At 40.7% G+C, this 16019-nt stretch carries 16 protein-coding genes; 7 read left to right on the top strand and 9 right to left on the bottom strand.

Translation table 11 applies throughout. The features are described 5' to 3' along the window. Position 1: 1 nt before the first annotated feature. Positions 2-850 (bottom strand): capsular polysaccharide synthesis protein, encoded by an 849-nt coding sequence (locus tag N7E81_RS06835; protein WP_263052542.1) that lies wholly within the window; start codon positions 848-850, stop codon positions 2-4. Positions 851-910: 60 nt separating this feature from the next. Here N7E81_RS06835 and N7E81_RS06830 point away from each other — a divergent pair, with 60 nt between their 5' ends. Then, on the top strand, positions 911-2248 hold the full coding sequence (locus tag N7E81_RS06830) for a DNA recombination protein RmuC (protein ID WP_263052541.1): 1338 nt from the start codon (positions 911-913) through the stop codon (positions 2246-2248). 9 nt (positions 2249-2257) lie between these two features. Here the strand turns inward: N7E81_RS06830 and N7E81_RS06825 are convergent, their stop codons facing one another. Next, positions 2258-2611: a hypothetical protein gene (locus tag N7E81_RS06825; RefSeq protein ID WP_263052540.1), complete on the bottom strand. Its 354-nt coding sequence runs from the start codon at positions 2609-2611 to the stop codon at positions 2258-2260. Between the two features lie 158 nt (positions 2612-2769). Here N7E81_RS06825 and N7E81_RS06820 point away from each other — a divergent pair, with 158 nt between their 5' ends. Continuing rightward, the gene (locus tag N7E81_RS06820; protein ID WP_263052539.1) at positions 2770-3837 is read left to right on the top strand and encodes a PA0069 family radical SAM protein; all 1068 of its coding nucleotides are present in this window, start codon (positions 2770-2772) and stop codon (positions 3835-3837) included. Between the two features lie 87 nt (positions 3838-3924). Further along, on the top strand, positions 3925-4680 hold the full coding sequence (locus N7E81_RS06815; protein ID WP_263052538.1) for an MBL fold metallo-hydrolase: 756 nt from the start codon (positions 3925-3927) through the stop codon (positions 4678-4680). A gap of 32 nt (positions 4681-4712) precedes the next feature. Here the strand turns inward: N7E81_RS06815 and N7E81_RS19530 are convergent, their stop codons facing one another. The 5 genes from N7E81_RS19530 to N7E81_RS06790 all read right to left on the bottom strand — a co-directional run bounded on the left by N7E81_RS19530 (position 4713) and on the right by N7E81_RS06790 (position 8319). Further along, entirely contained in the window at positions 4713-5510 is a 798-nt protein-coding gene (locus N7E81_RS19530) for a DnaJ domain-containing protein (RefSeq protein ID WP_317624068.1), read from the bottom strand. A 94-nt stretch (positions 5511-5604) separates the two neighbouring features. Then, the gene (gene hpf, locus N7E81_RS06805; protein ID WP_263052537.1) at positions 5605-5904 is read right to left on the bottom strand and encodes a ribosome hibernation-promoting factor, HPF/YfiA family; all 300 of its coding nucleotides are present in this window, start codon (positions 5902-5904) and stop codon (positions 5605-5607) included. A 29-nt stretch (positions 5905-5933) separates the two neighbouring features. Continuing rightward, positions 5934-6809 (bottom strand): tyrosine-type recombinase/integrase, encoded by an 876-nt coding sequence (locus N7E81_RS06800; RefSeq protein ID WP_263052536.1) that lies wholly within the window; start codon positions 6807-6809, stop codon positions 5934-5936. A 64-nt stretch (positions 6810-6873) separates the two neighbouring features. Then, entirely contained in the window at positions 6874-7068 is a 195-nt protein-coding gene (gene rpsU, locus N7E81_RS06795) for a 30S ribosomal protein S21 (RefSeq protein WP_263052535.1), read from the bottom strand. Between the two features lie 87 nt (positions 7069-7155). Then, positions 7156-8319, bottom strand: coding sequence for an acyl-CoA dehydrogenase (locus N7E81_RS06790; RefSeq protein ID WP_263052534.1), 1164 nt, complete (start codon positions 8317-8319; stop codon positions 7156-7158). Between the two features lie 227 nt (positions 8320-8546). Between N7E81_RS06790 and N7E81_RS06785 the strand changes: the two genes are divergently transcribed. The 4 genes from N7E81_RS06785 to N7E81_RS06770 all read left to right on the top strand — a co-directional run bounded on the left by N7E81_RS06785 (position 8547) and on the right by N7E81_RS06770 (position 13018). Beyond that, positions 8547-9860, top strand: coding sequence for a UDP-glucose dehydrogenase family protein (locus N7E81_RS06785; protein WP_263052533.1), 1314 nt, complete (start codon positions 8547-8549; stop codon positions 9858-9860). Position 9861: 1 nt separating this feature from the next. Continuing rightward, entirely contained in the window at positions 9862-10875 is a 1014-nt protein-coding gene (gene galE / locus N7E81_RS06780) for a UDP-glucose 4-epimerase GalE (RefSeq protein ID WP_263052532.1), read from the top strand. Positions 10876-10880: 5 nt separating this feature from the next. Continuing rightward, positions 10881-11912, top strand: a complete 1032-nt coding sequence (gene rfbB / locus N7E81_RS06775; RefSeq protein WP_263052531.1) for a dTDP-glucose 4,6-dehydratase — start codon at positions 10881-10883, stop codon at positions 11910-11912. A gap of 77 nt (positions 11913-11989) precedes the next feature. Beyond that, positions 11990-13018 carry a nucleoid-associated protein gene (locus N7E81_RS06770; RefSeq protein ID WP_263052530.1) on the top strand — a complete coding sequence of 343 codons (1029 nt, stop codon included), beginning with the start codon at positions 11990-11992 and terminating at the stop codon, positions 13016-13018. A gap of 4 nt (positions 13019-13022) precedes the next feature. Here the strand turns inward: N7E81_RS06770 and N7E81_RS06765 are convergent, their stop codons facing one another. After that, positions 13023-13424, bottom strand: a complete 402-nt coding sequence (locus tag N7E81_RS06765) for a response regulator (protein ID WP_263052529.1) — start codon at positions 13422-13424, stop codon at positions 13023-13025. Between the two features lie 59 nt (positions 13425-13483). Beyond that, positions 13484-15817, bottom strand: a complete 2334-nt coding sequence (locus N7E81_RS06760; protein ID WP_263052528.1) for a PAS domain S-box protein — start codon at positions 15815-15817, stop codon at positions 13484-13486. Positions 15818-16019 lie beyond the last annotated feature (202 nt).

The raw sequence follows: 16019 nt of genomic DNA, 5'->3' as shown, positions 1-16019 counted from the left end.
TTCAATTGACTCCCATCTTTCTCAAAAGCACCTTCACAAACCAGCTTATTTTAATTACTCCGAGATTAAAAAAAGTTTCAGATTTGTGCACCATAGGATGACCTTCTGTAGTCAATCTTTTCAAGGTACGAGACATAAGACAAGGATGGTTTAATATCTCTTCTTTCGACAATCTCTTATACCACTGGGGTGTCCAAGAATTATGAAGGGCAATGATCGTCTGGTTTTCAAAAAAAACTTGGGATGTTGAGATTGTCGTAGAAAACCAAAAGTTGTCATACATTCTCATCACAGAGCCTATGTTAGCGTAATAATTTATCTCAGGAGTAAAAGCACTAATGTATTTATCCAACTTCAATGACTTATACTTTGAATTCTTTAGCTTTTTATTCACAATCTGATTCCCAAAATAATCCCAATTCACCTGCATATCAACAGTCAGTAGATCTATCCTATTAGTCACTTCTTCATACCATTCATTGATAAGTTGAGCATTAGGCTTTGCCATCATAAAAGCCAAGTGAGAGGAAAAAGTTACCACGTCATATTCAGTAAGTGGTGCAAGCAGCTCATTCAAATCACCTGTGAAAATCATATCTGCGTCTATAAAAATACCCCCATTGTATTTGAGCACCGTAGCTTGAATAACATCCTTTTGAAGGGCCAAAGAAATATGTTTCACTTTATCTATATTGACTGAGCCTTCTGGGATATATTCAAACAAGTTTGAATAATCCAATATAATATGCTCGAATCCCTGCGTGTGCTGTCTCCAAGTATCCATACAAAGCGAAAGATAGGGCGTCATATTACTCCTTGGTTCCCAGAAAGTATAAATGGTTCTATTCATTACTGAACTAAAATACACGCTAACCATCAACATTCCATTCTCAATACCTAGTTTTGTTTTATGGAAACCTTTCACTTCATATATCTCTTCACAGGCGTCTTCCTTGGCGCTGGGGCAACTTGGCTAGTTGCCAAATCTAAATTTCAAAATGCTCAAAATGGCGAGGATCAGATCAAAGCCAAAGAATTGGAAATCCAACTCAAAATGGAAATCGAACGATCGCAGTCATTGAATAGCAATATGAAAGACATGAATGACGAACTGCGTGCCGAAAGAGAAAAACTAATGCAGCTCAGCAACCAGCACAGTCGCTTAGAATCTGACCACAAAAACCTACAAGAGACGCTCGAGACCCAAAAAGAAGAGCTCAACCAGATCCGAGAAAAATTCACAGCCGAATTCAAAAACATGGCCAATGAGATCCTCGAAGAAAACAGTAAGAAATTCGCCACTCACAATAAAGAACAGGTAGATCAGCTCCTCAAACCACTAGGCGAAAAAATCATGTCTTTCGAAAAGAAAGTAGATGAAACCAACAAAGAAAATATAGCACGTAATTCGGCTCTAAAAGAACAAATCGCTGGTTTCAAAGAACTAAACCAAAAAATCACCAAAGAAGCCGAAAACCTAGTCAAAGCACTCAAAGGCGACACCAAAGCACAAGGCAACTGGGGCGAGTTTATCCTAGAAAGCATCCTAGAAAAATCCGGCCTAGAAAAACAACGTGAGTATTTTGTACAACAATCATTTGCCGACGACGAGGGCAACCGCTACCAACCCGATGTGGTGGTCAAACTCCCAGACGACAAAAGCATCATCGTGGATTCCAAGGTATCGCTGATCGCCTATGAACGATACGCCAATACAGACGACAAAGAAGAAAAAGAAAAACAGATCAAAGCACATTTGATCTCCCTACGCGCTCACATCAAAGGCCTGAGTGAGAAAAATTACCAGAGCCTATATGACGTAGAAGGACTCGATTTTGTGTTGCTATTTATCCCTATAGAACCCGCATTTTCGTTGGCCGTGCAAAAGGATGCAGAGCTATTCAATGATGCTTACAGCAAGAATATTGTCATTGTAAGCCCAGCTACACTCATTGCTACTTTGCGCACCATAGCCAGTATTTGGAAGCAAGAATACCAAAACCGAAACGCCATAGAAATTGCTAAAGAAGGGGGTAATCTCTACGACAAGTTTGTGTCTTTCACCGAAGACATCAAAAAAGTGGGCGTACAACTAGCCACCACACAAAACACCTATCAAGAAGCCGCCAAAAAACTATACGAGGGCAAAGGCAACCTGATCAACCGTGCCGAAAAGATGAAAAAGCTTGGTGCCAAGGCTACTAAAAATATGGATCAGAAACTGTTGGAAAGATCTGGGGAGGAATAATTATTCAGTTTAAATCACCAGCCACTCCTTGGCATCATCCACGGAATCGAAGGCTCTGGTGTCATTTCCTGAAAACCGATTAAAGGCGTTGAAAAGCACCTTTTTCGCTCCTGTAATACCCACAGCCGCTCTTTTGATCGTCAGGTGATTGGTGATTTTTCCGCTCTCCTTTGCCTTTTCTACTACTTCCGTTACTGCAAATACACCCGTCATGTTGGATAGGCGAAGTAGCGGTCTGTTTTGCTCTAAAGCAAACACTGTAGCTTCATCCATTGTCTTCAAAACATCTTCTTTGAGCATGCCACTATAATCGACATACAGAATCTCTTTCCCTTTGTAATTGATGAGTTTATATCCAGACATTAGACGAATTTTAATTTGGCTCAAAAATATAAACTTTGTTTCTCCATCAAAATATTTCAACAAAACCTTACTTCATTTTTTGTCCAACCGCCTTACAAATACTAATTTTTTTAGTAATTTAGTATTCTCATTTTCGTTTGCTATAATTCTAATTCTTCATGGACTACATCAAAGGCAGGGGCGCACAAATCAACCCTGACAATCGCTTTCTTGAGCATGGCTATGAAAAGGACTTGTCCTTTTTACAACACCTTTACCAAGCAGGGGAAAAAGAAAGTAAACCCAAAACAGAATACATCACGGTACACCCCAAGACGATAGTCAACAAAGTCGAAAGCCCTGACATTGGATTTTCTTATTCGCTCAATCCCTATCAGGGATGTGAACACGGATGTATCTACTGCTATGCTAGAAACTCGCACGAATACTGGGGCTACAGTGCAGGCACAGACTTCGAAACCAAGATTCTTGTCAAAGCCAACGCAGTAGATCTACTCCGTGATAAATTCAAATCCAAGTCGTGGCGCCCAGTACCCATCATGCTATCGGGCAATACTGATTGCTACCAGCCCATCGAGCGAAAGCTCGAAATTACCCGATCGATACTCGCCTTATGCCTAAAATACCGACACCCCATAGGAGTCATTACAAAAAATGCCATGATACTGCGCGACTTGGATATCCTCAGCGAACTAGCCAAACTAAAACTAGTAAAAGTCGCCATTTCGCTCACCTCTCTCAACGAAAAAACCCGCAGCCTACTCGAACCCCGAACCAGTGCCGTAGGTGTCCGCCTCAACGCTATCCGAACCCTCTCAGAAGCAGGCGTACCCACCATGGTCATGATGGCTCCTATCATTCCTTCGGTCAACAGCATGGAAATCATGAAGCTAGCGGAGAAAGTAGCCGAAAATGGTGCCACAGACATAGGCTATACCATCGTGAGACTCAATGGCATCATACCAGAAATTTTTACCGATTGGATCGAAAAGAATTTTCCCGACAGGGCCGAGAAAGTGCTCAACCAAATCAAAGAGCTCCACGGCGGCAAACTCAACGACAGCAGGTTCAAAACCAGAATGCAAGGCGAGGGAGAGCTCTCCAATCAGATACATCAGATGTTTGCCCTGGCCAAGCGCAAATACAAACTAGGATTAGAAAAACATCCGTTTGATTTAAAGCTCTTCAGGCGTATTACCGACGACAACCAAATGGAGTTGTTTTAAACAACGACATAACAACAGTCATTTAACCATTTTGCATTAAAAAGTTCATTCTATTGCCTATTTTTAATGCAACGAATCATCCTCTCTATGAAAAAGAACGTATTTCTTCTCCTCCTATTAATTTTTATAAGGTTTGTTTCATCGGCCCAACCTACCCCAGAAATCATTGCTACAGATTCAGGAGATATCAAAATCTACCCCATCCTCCATGCAGCTATGGCTATCTCTTACCAAGACCAGATGATCTATATAGATCCTTATGGTGGACAGACAGCCTTTGAAAATATCGATTCGGCTACTTTGATTCTGATTACAGATATTCATGGAGATCATTTAAATACAGAGACGTTAAATGGCATCTCCGCTCAAAACACCCCAATCATTGCTCCCGAAGCAGTCATTACTAAGCTAGGGTCAGCCTTTCAAAACCTACAACCATTGTCTAATGGGCAAAAAACAACTGTGGCGGCAATAGAAATAGAAGCCATCCCTATGTACAATTTGCCAGAAGATTCCACATCTCGCCACCCCAAAGGCAGAGGCAATGGCTATGTACTCAATATCGCTGGTAAGCGCATTTATATCTCAGGAGACACTGAAGACATAGTCGAAATGAGAGCCCTGAAAAATATCGATGTGGCTTTTATCTGCATGAATCTACCTTATACTATGACTATTGAATCGGCCGCAGATGCTGCACTCGCCTTCAAACCAAAAGTGGTTTATCCTTACCACTATCGCGGAAAAGGTGGGCTTAGCGACGTAGAGGGCTTCAAAAGACTCATCAGCGTAAGCTCTGATCAGATAGAAGTAAGACTGGTCAATTGGTATCCCAATAAGTAACCCTACAAAATGAGTGACGCAAGTCAAAAGCACTAATAAGTGGAAAATAGAAACAACTGAAAAACTGCAAGGAAGAGAATACAAATCGACACACTCAACTGACTATCTAAAGATCGAACCCATACCTTATAAATGAGCGCAAGTAGCAGTATGGTTTGAATAAAAAACGAGAAGAATCCGTAGACCCCTGCATATTGCACAAACTGGTATACTCGTCTGCCCATGTCCAAATCCAACGCTTGCGGCTTGTCCAGCCACGGCGTAGCATACACCACTGCTTTCTCATACCTGCCTCCACGTAGGTCTTTCAAAACGCCTCCTTTGAGGTAAAACACATAATCATCCACTTCAAGAATATCGTAGTATGCGTTTTGGTATTTAAGGATTTGTGTATCTGTCATTTCCTGATGTGTAGTAGCCACCAGCGGCAAATGGCTGTCTACCAATAGCACGAGGTTAAACAAAACGACAATCAACAATACCAGATCAAAACCTTTGAGCAAGGACTTGGTAAGCCGCTGCTGCCGCCTGATTGCTTCCTGCGCCTGTTTTCGCGCATATTCTTTAGCCATTCGTCGCCACCCATCATAAGCATCACTTTGGGCATCGTAATCATAAGCGGAGGCAGATGGGGCAATATGGACAGGTCTTGGTCCTACCGCTGTCAAAAATTTATATGCCTCATTAATTTCAATAAACTTCTCTCTGGCATTTTCATCTTTGCTTACATCTGGGTGGTAGCGTTTCGACAGTTGTCTATAAGCAGACTTGACCTCCGTTTTTGTAGCTCCTGGAGCAAGTTCTAAAACCGATAAATAATGGTTTTGCATAAAACAAAGATAGTGGTTGGCATGGATAAATAGGGCATTAAAAAACCCTGACAATGAAAACTGTCAGGGTTGTAAATATATGCTCTGATTCGCCTTAATGGGCTAATTGCTTCTCTTTTCGTTTTTTCAATTGCCTTCTTAGAGATTCTACAGCCTCATCAGCACCTGCTTCAAACGACTTTGCCTGCTCCTTTGAAAACACCTGTGCACCAGGGACATTCAATTTGATTTCTACAATCTTATTATCTCTTGCATCGTCTTTTTCAACCTTCAAGATTACTTCCCCGTCAATGATCCTATCATAAAACGTTTCTAATTTGTCTACTTTCTTTTGAATAAAATCAACCAATTTTTGATCTACGTCAAAATGAAGGGAATGAAACTGTAACTTCATAAGATTAATATTTAATGTTTGAAAAAAATTTAGGCCTTTGGGTGAGCTTGATCAAAAACAGACTTCAACTTATCCAAAGAATTGTGCGTGTAGACCTGTGTAGCAGCCAAACTGGAATGTCCCAGTAAATCTTTGACCGCATTTAAATCTGCGCCATTGTTCAATAAATGTGTCGCATAGGTATGACGCAACACATGAGGACTCTTCTTATACACTTTAGAAATGTATCCCAAATACTTCTGTACGATTCTATACACCATCATTGGGTAGCACTTTTTTCCTTTGTCTGTAGTGAGCAGCCAGTCTTCGCTTACTCCTACTGGTTCCTTTAATTCAACATACGCTTCAATAAGCCTGATGTTGTCTAAAGTCAAAGGAATAATTCTTTCTTTGTTTCTTTTTCCTAGTACTTTAATGCTCTGATTAAAATAATCGACGTCCGACGTCTTCAAATGAATCAATTCGGATAAGCGCATACCTGTACCATATAGCAACTCAATAATTAACTTATCTCGGGAGCCCTCAAAGCCATCGGGAAATTCTATTCGGTCGAGCAGCGTATCCATCTCATCCTTGAGCACAAACTCAGGCAGAGATTTCGCCGTTTTTAGTGGACGAATTTTAGTGGCGGGATTTTGAGCAATAACTTCTCGCTTAAGCAAGAACTTATAAAAAGATCGCAAGGACGCAATCTTCCTGTTGACAGATCTGGGGTTTATATCTGCCTCTATCAAGGACACAACCCAAGCGCGAAGCATCTTGTGATTCGCTTCCTCGAGTGCCCATTCATTATCAATACATTCCAAATAATCTTGAAACTGAAGAAGATCAGTTTCATAAGCAGACACAGTATGCGTACTGTATCTTTTTTCTTGCAGGAGGTATTTTAGGAATGGTTTTATCATTAGTATAACCTTAGGTATAAGGCTATACTAACTTATAAAAAACCAAGCACAAAAACTACTGATATTAATAGTTTTCTTTGGCGTACATTTTCTGCTTGTAGGCCGCTTTGATCAATTGAGTTCTTCTTGTTACAGAAGGTTTTTCGAACGCAGTTCTAGATCTTAATTGCTTCAAAACTCCAGTTTTTTCAAACTTCTTTTTGAATCTCTTAAGCGCTCTATCAATCGATTCGTTTTCTTTTACGTTAATAATCAACATTATCTTCTATTTTTAAACGGGCTGCAAATTTATGCTAAGTGTTGCTAATTCACAACCCGTTTTCGTAATTATCTTAATTAATTTATTCTACTTATCAAATAAGGTTCTTGAGATTACCAGTTTTTGAATCTCAGAAGTCCCTTCACCTATGGTGCACAACTTAGCATCTCTATAAAACTTCTCTACAGGAAAATCTTTTACATAGCCATACCCCCCAAACACCTGCACTGCATCATTAGCCACGCTAACGGCTGTTTCCGAAGAATGGAGTTTGGCCATGGCTGATTCGCGATTCACATTTTTGCCTTGGTTCTTCAGCTCTGCCGCTTCTTTGATCAGCAACCTAGAGGCCATCACCTGGGTAGCCATATCTGCAATCTTGAATGATATCCCCTGAAACTTAGCAATAGATTGATTGAATTGTTGCCTTTCTTGAGCGTAAGCCACAGCAGCATCAAGGGCGCCTTGTGCTATTCCCAATCCCAAAGCTGCAATTGAAATACGTCCACCATCCAATATTTTAAGTGCTTGCACAAACCCTTCTCCTACTTCTCCCAATAAATTCTCTTTAGGCACACGACAATTGTCAAAAATCATTTCGGCAGTTTCTGAAGCTCGCATTCCCAATTTGTTCTCTTTCTTGCCTCCACTAAACCCTGGCGTCCCTCGCTCCACTACAAAAGCTGTCATCCCGTGAGAATCACCAGGCTCACCAGTTCTTGTCATGACCACCGCCACGTCTCCTGAAATCCCATGGGTGATGAAATTCTTAGTGCCGTTGAGCACCCAATGATCACCATCTTTCACTGCAGTGGTCTTCATATTGCCTGCATCTGATCCTGTGTTTGGCTCTGTGAGCCCCCAAGCACCAATCCACTCACCACTCGCTAGTTTCGGCAACCACTTTTTCTTTTGCTCTTCATTGCCAAAACTCATAATATGCCCTGTACAAAGGGAATTATGCGCGGCCACCGACAACCCTATAGATCCATCTACTTTCGCTATTTCCGAAACCACTGTCACATATTCGTGATAACCAAACCCAGAACCACCATACGCATGTGGTACTAATACACCCATCAAACCCAATTCACCCAATTTTCTAAACAGAGGAATAGGAAACTCTTGTGCCTCATCCCATTGCGCCATATATGGACGAATTTCTTTATCACACAAATCGCGGATCATATCCTTGATCATCTTGCAGTTTTCAGCCACAAATTCTGGCGTATTTTCGCTAATATTACTCATCTTATCTAGTTGGTTATCAATAGTTAATAGCAATATTAAAATATTTATTCGCTAATAAATATCACGTATGCATATTATTTTCATCTGCTTTTCAACATCTCCCTAGGGCACTCTATATTCCTCATTTGATCCTGCGCAAACAAGTGCATACCATTAATATGCAAATGCTTCTGGTTTTTAACCCCATTCCCATTTAGATTTGCGCCTTTAAAAAATTGACATAAGATATGAAAATAGCTGTTGTAGGAACTGGATACGTTGGATTGGTAACGGGTACATGTTTTGCCGAAACAGGTAATCACGTTACTTGTATAGATATCGACAAAAAAAAGGTCGAAAAGCTCAAGAACAAAATCATGCCTATTTACGAGCCTGGTCTTGACTTACTTTTTGAAAGAAACATCAAACAAGGCAGGCTAGAGTTCACTACAAGCCTATCCGAAGGGATTAAAGGTGCCAAAATCATTTTCCTTGCCCTTCCTACTCCTCCTGGCGAAGACGGATCTGCAGATTTAAAATACATCCTAGGCGTAGCCAATGAATTAGGCCCTCTTCTAGACGAATATACTGTCATTGTAGACAAAAGCACTGTCCCAGTAGGTACGGCCGAAAAGGTCAGAGCCAACATCCAAAAAGGAGCCAAAGTAGAATTCGACGTAGTGTCAAATCCTGAATTTTTGAGAGAAGGGGTAGCCTTGGACGACTTCATGAAACCTGATCGTGTAGTAATCGGAACTTCATCGGAAAGAGCGAAAAAAATAATGGACAACTTGTATGCACCACTCGTGCGGCAAGGAAATCCAATCATCGTAATGGACGAAAAGTCAGCAGAGCTCACTAAATATGCAGCCAATTCATTCCTTGCCACCAAGATCACATTCATGAACGAGATCGCCAACATGTGCGAACTGGTGGGAGCTGATGTAGACATGGTAAGAAAAGGCGTTGGTACCGATTCTCGTATCGGCAAGCGATTCTTGTTTGCAGGTATCGGATATGGTGGAAGCTGTTTTCCAAAAGACGTACAAGCTTTAGCAAAATCAGCTAAAGAAGTAAATTACGACTTCGAAATTCTAACCGCCGTAATGAGCAAAAACGAGTCTCAAAAGATGAAACTGATCGACAGAATCAAAACCCATTTCAATGGAGATTTGTCTGGAAAAACTTTCGCCGTTTGGGGATTGGCTTTTAAGCCATATACTGACGATATCAGAGAAGCACCTTCTTTGGTCAACATCAAAGAACTTCTCGCCGCTGGTGCTAAAATCAAAACCTATGACCCAGAGGCAATGGAAAATGTAAAAGAAATTTTTGGGAATGAAATCGAATTCTGTAAAGATGAATACGATGCAGCCCAAGGCACTGACGCTTTGTTAATCATGACTGAATGGCCTGTATTCCGTACACCTGACTTCGGAAAATTAGACAGCGCACTCAAGAATAAATTAATCTTCGACGGGAGAAACTTATACAACACAGAAACAATGGCTGAACTTGGCTACACCTACCACAGCATCGGTAGAGCGACTGTAAATAATTAATATGAGCAACATTCTTGTAACAGGCGGACTTGGATTTATCGGCTCGCACACCTGTGTAGAGCTAATAAATGCAGGATTCACCCCTATCGTCATAGACAACCTAGGCAATTCTGAAGTTTGGATAAAAGAGCGGATAGAAAAAATCGTTGAGCAATCGATCACCTTCTACGAAGGCGATTGTAGAGACAAAGAATTGCTGAATCAGATCTTTACGACGCATGCGATCGGTGGAGTTATCCATTTTGCTGCGCACAAAGCCGTAGGAGAATCTGTCTCGGAGCCACTCAAATATTACGAAAATAATCTAGGAGGCCTTACCGCTATTCTTGAAACCACTCAGAAGCACAACTGCTCCAACTTGGTTTTTTCTTCGTCTTGCACGGTCTATGGTACTCCTGACCACTTGCCTGTAAATGAGTCTGCTCAGATTAAAAGTGCAGAATCTCCATATGGAACAACCAAGATCATTTGCGAAAAAATTATTCAAGATTTATTTGCTGCTGACCCCGCGTACAAAGCCATCTTATTAAGGTATTTCAACCCAATAGGTGCACACAGTACTTCTCTCATTGGAGAACTGCCGCTAGGCATTCCTAGCAATTTGGTTCCATTCATCACGCAGACAGCGGCTGGCATCAGAGAAAGCCTAACTGTATTCGGCAACGACTACAACACCAAAGACGGCAGCTGTGTGAGGGACTTTATCCACGTCACCGATTTGGCAAAAGCCCACATTAAGGCGCTTGAGTTTTTGATCAACAAAAAAGAAGGCACTTGCGAGGCGGTAAATATTGGCACAGGCAATGGCAACACCGTACTCGAACTCATCTCTGCTTTCGAAAAAGTAAGTGAACAGAAGCTCAATTATTCCATCGGAAAAAGAAGAGATGGTGATGTAGAGGCCGTATATGCGGATGCAAAAAAATCTAAAGAACTCCTAGGGTGGGAGGCCAAAATAAGCTTAGAGCAATCTTTACTAGATGCTTGGAATTGGCAAAAAACCTTAAAAAAGTAATCGAGATGGATAGGAAAATATTAATTACTGGCGGCGCGGGCTTTATAGGATCACATGTAGTTAAATATTTCGTCCGCCAGTATCCTAGCTATCAAATCTTCAACCTAGATCTCCTTACTTATGCCGGAAATCTCGAAAATCTCAAAGAGGTAGAAGACACCCAAAACTACACCTTTATCAAAGGAGATATCTGCGATGCAGCATTTATCACAAACCTCTTCGATACACATGCTTTTGATGCTGTCATTCATTTAGCAGCCGAGTCGCATGTGGATCGATCAATTGAAGACCCTCTAGCGTTTGTGAATACGAATATCATTGGCACGGTCAATCTACTGAATGCCTGCAAAAAAGCCTGGAAGGGTGAAGAAACAGGCAAATTATTCTATCACATTTCTACTGATGAAGTCTATGGCTCTTTAGAGGATGGTGAGTTCTTTTATGAAACCACCCCATATGATCCACAGTCTCCATACTCCGCATCCAAAGCCAGTTCAGATCATTTCGTCAGGGCCTATAACAACACCTACAAGCTTCCTGTAGTGATCTCGAATTGCTCCAACAATTACGGCCCTAACCAATTTCCAGAAAAGCTAATTCCGGTCTGTATCCAAAACATAATAGACGGCAACCCCCTGCCAGTATATGGAAAAGGTGAAAACATAAGAGACTGGCTCTTTGTGCATGATCACGTGACAGCAATCGATGTGATTTTTCATCAGGGGAGAGTAGGGGAAACTTACAACATTGGCGGATTCAACGAGTGGAAAAATATCGACTTGGTTCGATTACTATGCAAAATCATGGACAAAAAACTCGATCGGACAAGTGGTAGCTGCGAAGCCCTCATCACTTTTGTCACTGATCGTGCTGGTCATGACCATAGATATGCCATTGACTCAACCAAAATTTCAAAGACACTTGGCTGGAAGCCTTCTCTTCAATTTGAAGAAGGGCTTGAACAAACTGTAGACTGGTACCTTGGCAATCAGTCGTGGCTCGACCACATCAAATCAGGAGCTTACCAAAATAATTAATTCTCCTATATCCTAGATTTGGATTTAGAAGGAAATAGCATGTATTTTGGCTAGCATATCATACCTATTTATTACCTATGGAGATTTCATCAGAAGTTGTACTCAAATCACTGGCCATCCACAAAATCACTGAAGATGACGGCCTTATTAACTCTGCACAAGCGCTGAATATTGCAGATAGAGATTTGAATCAATTGTTGGTCAAATACTTTTTCAAAGCCTTTAAAGTAGAAGAACGATTCAGGTTCACACACGAAACCTCATTAGACTACAACGAGGTCTTTTGTCTCGTCAAAGCTATTTTTGAATCCCCCAATCACCTACATGAAAAGTCTATAGAAATCGCCAAACATCTCTATGCACATTCTCGAAACCAAAACATCAAAGATGGTGATGTAATGGTGACTTACTTTGAAAACTGTGTACTTGGCGATGAAGTGACAGACGCAGTAGGAATATTCAAGGTTGAAAACAAAGACACATACATCAAAATCATGGGGCACTCTGGTGTCTTCGACATCAGTACCGAAGAAGGTATCAGCATCAACAAACTCGACAAGGGCGTTATTATTTTCAACACGGATCAAGCCAATGGCTATCAAGCCATGATCGTAGACAAGACCAACAAATCAGGTAATGCCCAATACTGGCAAAATGACTTTCTAGGTCTAGAGCCATTCAACGACGAGTATTTTCAAACCCAAGGCATCATCAACAATCTTCAAGAGTTTGCTCAAGAAGCCTTTGCAGGCCAAACCAAAACAGAAAAGATCGCCTTTGTAAATGAGTCTATAGATTACATAAAAGCCAATGATCAATTTGATCAATCGGACTATCAAGAGACAGTGCTACAGGCACCAGAATTAATCGAACGTTTCGAGAATTTTCAAGAAAAGAAACAGGTAGAACAGCCCGAATTGAACCTAGAGCACTTCGACATATCCAAGCCAGCAATCAAAAACACCAAACGTTTTATACGCTCAATCATCAAGCTAGATAAAAACTTCCATGTCTACGTACATGGCAATCGGCAAAATATAGAAAGGGGGTTCGATGAAAATCGAAAACAGAACTTCTACACGCTCTATTTTGAGAGAGAAGAGTAGGGGGTTAATCAGCGAAAATTTCTTCTAAACGCTCATTGGTCAGAGGCTTACTTACAAAGCCTACAATATCGTTATTATTCTCCGCTCTATCAATATCAGATTGGATAACAGATGAGGTCACCATATATAGGCTTATCTTACTCTTGATCGAATCAGAGATGTGCGCATAGTCTTCCAAAAAGGCCCAACCATCTTTAACAGGCATATTCACATCGAGCATGACCAAATCTGGCACACTTCCATTAGCTCCCTCCGTTTCGAGTTTTTTGAAAAAATCAATCGCCTCCTGACCATTATAAAAGTTCAGGATATCGCACTCGATATTTTTCATTTCGATTTGCTTCTTGATAATCAGTTGGAAAACTTCATCATCATCAATTACTGCAATTTTTTTCTTTTCGCTCATTTATTATAATTCCTAAAATCAAGCGCTACTTTTTAGCTGGTTAAATACGTGCAATAGGTTTACACATCTCCAAAATTAATAATAAAATTCGATCCGTTACCTATTTCACTCTCAACTCTAATCGTACCTCCCATAGATTCTACTTGCGCTTTCGTAATAAACAACCCGACACCTCTAGCGTCTGGATGATTATGGAAGGTCTTTCTCAACCCAAATATTTTATTCCCAAATTTATTAACATCTATTCCCAGCCCATTGTCTCTCACTTCTAAACACTTAGCACCATCTCGAATACACGTATACACTTGGATCACAGGCGGGCGATCAGCCCGTGCATATTTTAATCCATTGGTGATCAAGTTGATCAAAATACTTTCTAAATATACCTTGGGATAAATCATAGCATCGAACGCCGCAAAGTCACTTATCACCTCTCCTCCAGCTTCTGTCAATTCATTTTTGATACTGCTCAATACCTTTTGTAGCACCACAGATAGCTTCACCTTTCTTTTTCGTTTGTCCAGCTCCCACGAAGTTTTTACTACTTCGTTGAGTTCCACAATGGTTTCGTCCAAATTGGCTACTCCTTTTTTCAGATTTTCCCAAACAAACAATTCGGTCACAGGGTCTGGAGCACTTTCCTTGATCTGTATCAAAGACATCATGTTGGTAATTGGTGCACGCAAATTGTGTGAGGCAATATGAGCAAATTCCTCCAGTTGATTGTTTTGTCTAGTCAGGTGATCATTGAGCTGCTTCAGTTTCTTTTCGTCTTCCAATATTTTCTCTTGTGCCTGCTTTCTATCTGTAATGTCATAAATAGCAATCTGCACCGCAGGCTCTCCCTCATAAGAGATCAAAGTACCCATAGCCTCTACCCATATCACACTCCCGTCGAGACAAATAAATTTTTGCTCATTTTTATGTGCTGTTTTCTTGGTGTAGATGTTGTGTATCCGCTGGCTGGCTACTTCCTGAGAATCAGGGTGAATAAAATCCATCGGACTTTTGCCTACAATGTCTTTGGAAGATTTAGCCTTAGTCAAGCGTATCGTTTCTACATTCACTTTTTTGATTATTCCCTTAGAATGAATGATAATACCGACAGGCGAATGATCAAATAGCGACTGCAAACGCTGAGCGTCCTCCGACACACGAGACTCACTCTTGATGATGTCTCTTCTTCGCCTGTTGATCTCTGTGACATCTTGAAGACTAGTTAAGGACTTTTGGAAATTCCCTTCTTCGTCTTTGACTATTACGGACGAGAACAAGATATCCATCACTTCTCCATTTTTTTTGACAAACTGAAAAGGCACGTCTTTGCAATACCCCGTTTTGGTATATTCAGGAAAAATCTTGGTCATACCAAATTCCTTAGACTCTGATGTAAGGAAGTCAAACGCCATCTTACCTATTACCTCATCACGGGTATAACCAGTCGTTTCCAAAAAGAAATCACCCGCTTCAGTGATTTTGCCCTCGCGATCCACAGAGTTGAACAACGCTGGCGTATTATGATACAAGGCTTTGAATTTTTCTTCACTGGCTTCTAGCTGCTGCGTTCTTCTGATCCGATCCAGTTCCGCTGCTGCTCGGGTCGAAAATATCTGCAAAATCTTCTCATAGTGTTGAAATGTATGGTAAAATTTTTCAAACATGACGCACATCACGCCAGCAGGCTTACTGGGTTCATCAGGATAATAAAGTGGAATCCCAATCAAACCTTGGATTTCATGCTTTTGAAATGGCGCAAAGTCTGGATAAATCAACAGACAATCTGCCGAAATACTAATGATGTCGTCTTGATGTAGATTTTCAAAAGGCGATCCCTCTACTTCAAAAGTTTCATTGTCAAGTATTTGATTGAATGTAGCATAGGAGACCGTACTCAGCTTTTTGTTATCAAAAAGAGCAATAAAAGAAAAATCGCCATTAAAGGCTTTACAAAATTGACGCGTGAGGTGATCCATAAATGCGATACCTGTAGAAGAGGAAGTCCCCTGATAGATATTTTGGATCAGATTATAATATTGAATCAGCTCTGCTTCTTGTCGCTTGCGCTGCGTGATCTCTTTGACCACGGCAATCACCTCATCCGTACCAGAAGGTACTATTTCGGCTTCAAAATACTTCTCTGCGCCATCATTGTCTGGTACAGAAAAGTATGTGACTTCTGTTTTTTGATTGCCCAAACAAAACCTCACCACATCTATGGCATTGGGCAAATAATCAAACTCACTGATATTTCGCCCTTCCAAACGATGTGCAAAATGTATTGCATCAAACTTGTGATGCACATGACACTCCAGTATCAGTCCAGATTTATCAACTCTGAAAATCGGATACTTGACTACACTCAGTAAACTAGACTTGATGGCTATCTCACTCATTGATTCATCCCAATCGAAACGCACGAATGGTTTAAAGTTAGGTTTAAGTAATTATGAGCCGGGATCATATAAAATTTCAGGGAGGAAAATATAAGTAATAAATGACAATTTAAAATCGAGTTAGAATAAGAATCATATGATATTGCTATTTTTCAATTCAATTTTTTCTAATCTTATAAAATTCTACTTCCCCTGATTACTT

The sequence above is a fragment of the Reichenbachiella carrageenanivorans genome, from assembly GCF_025639805.1.
In the GTDB taxonomy this organism is placed as follows: domain Bacteria; phylum Bacteroidota; class Bacteroidia; order Cytophagales; family Cyclobacteriaceae; genus Reichenbachiella; species Reichenbachiella carrageenanivorans.
Note: the sequence above shows the minus strand (reverse complement) of the source record. Positions and strands in the feature narration are given on the sequence as shown.

Coding starts and splice junctions, on each gene's coding strand:
- rpsU (WP_263052535.1), bottom strand. CDS start 7,068: ATGTTGATTATTAACGTAAAAGAAAACGAATCGATTGATAGAGCGCTT.
- N7E81_RS06820 (WP_263052539.1), top strand. CDS start 2,770: ATGGACTACATCAAAGGCAGGGGCGCACAAATCAACCCTGACAATCGC.
- N7E81_RS06760 (WP_263052528.1), bottom strand. CDS start 15,817: ATGAGTGAGATAGCCATCAAGTCTAGTTTACTGAGTGTAGTCAAGTAT.
- rfbB (WP_263052531.1), top strand. CDS start 10,881: ATGGATAGGAAAATATTAATTACTGGCGGCGCGGGCTTTATAGGATCA.
- N7E81_RS19530 (WP_317624068.1), bottom strand. CDS start 5,510: ATGCAAAACCATTATTTATCGGTTTTAGAACTTGCTCCAGGAGCTACA.
- N7E81_RS06800 (WP_263052536.1), bottom strand. CDS start 6,809: ATGATAAAACCATTCCTAAAATACCTCCTGCAAGAAAAAAGATACAGT.
- N7E81_RS06835 (WP_263052542.1), bottom strand. CDS start 850: ATGAATAGAACCATTTATACTTTCTGGGAACCAAGGAGTAATATGACG.
- N7E81_RS06765 (WP_263052529.1), bottom strand. CDS start 13,424: ATGAGCGAAAAGAAAAAAATTGCAGTAATTGATGATGATGAAGTTTTC.
- galE (WP_263052532.1), top strand. CDS start 9,862: ATGAGCAACATTCTTGTAACAGGCGGACTTGGATTTATCGGCTCGCAC.
- N7E81_RS06815 (WP_263052538.1), top strand. CDS start 3,925: ATGAAAAAGAACGTATTTCTTCTCCTCCTATTAATTTTTATAAGGTTT.
- N7E81_RS06830 (WP_263052541.1), top strand. CDS start 911: ATGGAAACCTTTCACTTCATATATCTCTTCACAGGCGTCTTCCTTGGC.
- hpf (WP_263052537.1), bottom strand. CDS start 5,904: ATGAAGTTACAGTTTCATTCCCTTCATTTTGACGTAGATCAAAAATTG.
- N7E81_RS06790 (WP_263052534.1), bottom strand. CDS start 8,319: ATGAGTAATATTAGCGAAAATACGCCAGAATTTGTGGCTGAAAACTGC.
- N7E81_RS06785 (WP_263052533.1), top strand. CDS start 8,547: ATGAAAATAGCTGTTGTAGGAACTGGATACGTTGGATTGGTAACGGGT.
- N7E81_RS06770 (WP_263052530.1), top strand. CDS start 11,990: ATGGAGATTTCATCAGAAGTTGTACTCAAATCACTGGCCATCCACAAA.
- N7E81_RS06825 (WP_263052540.1), bottom strand. CDS start 2,611: ATGTCTGGATATAAACTCATCAATTACAAAGGGAAAGAGATTCTGTAT.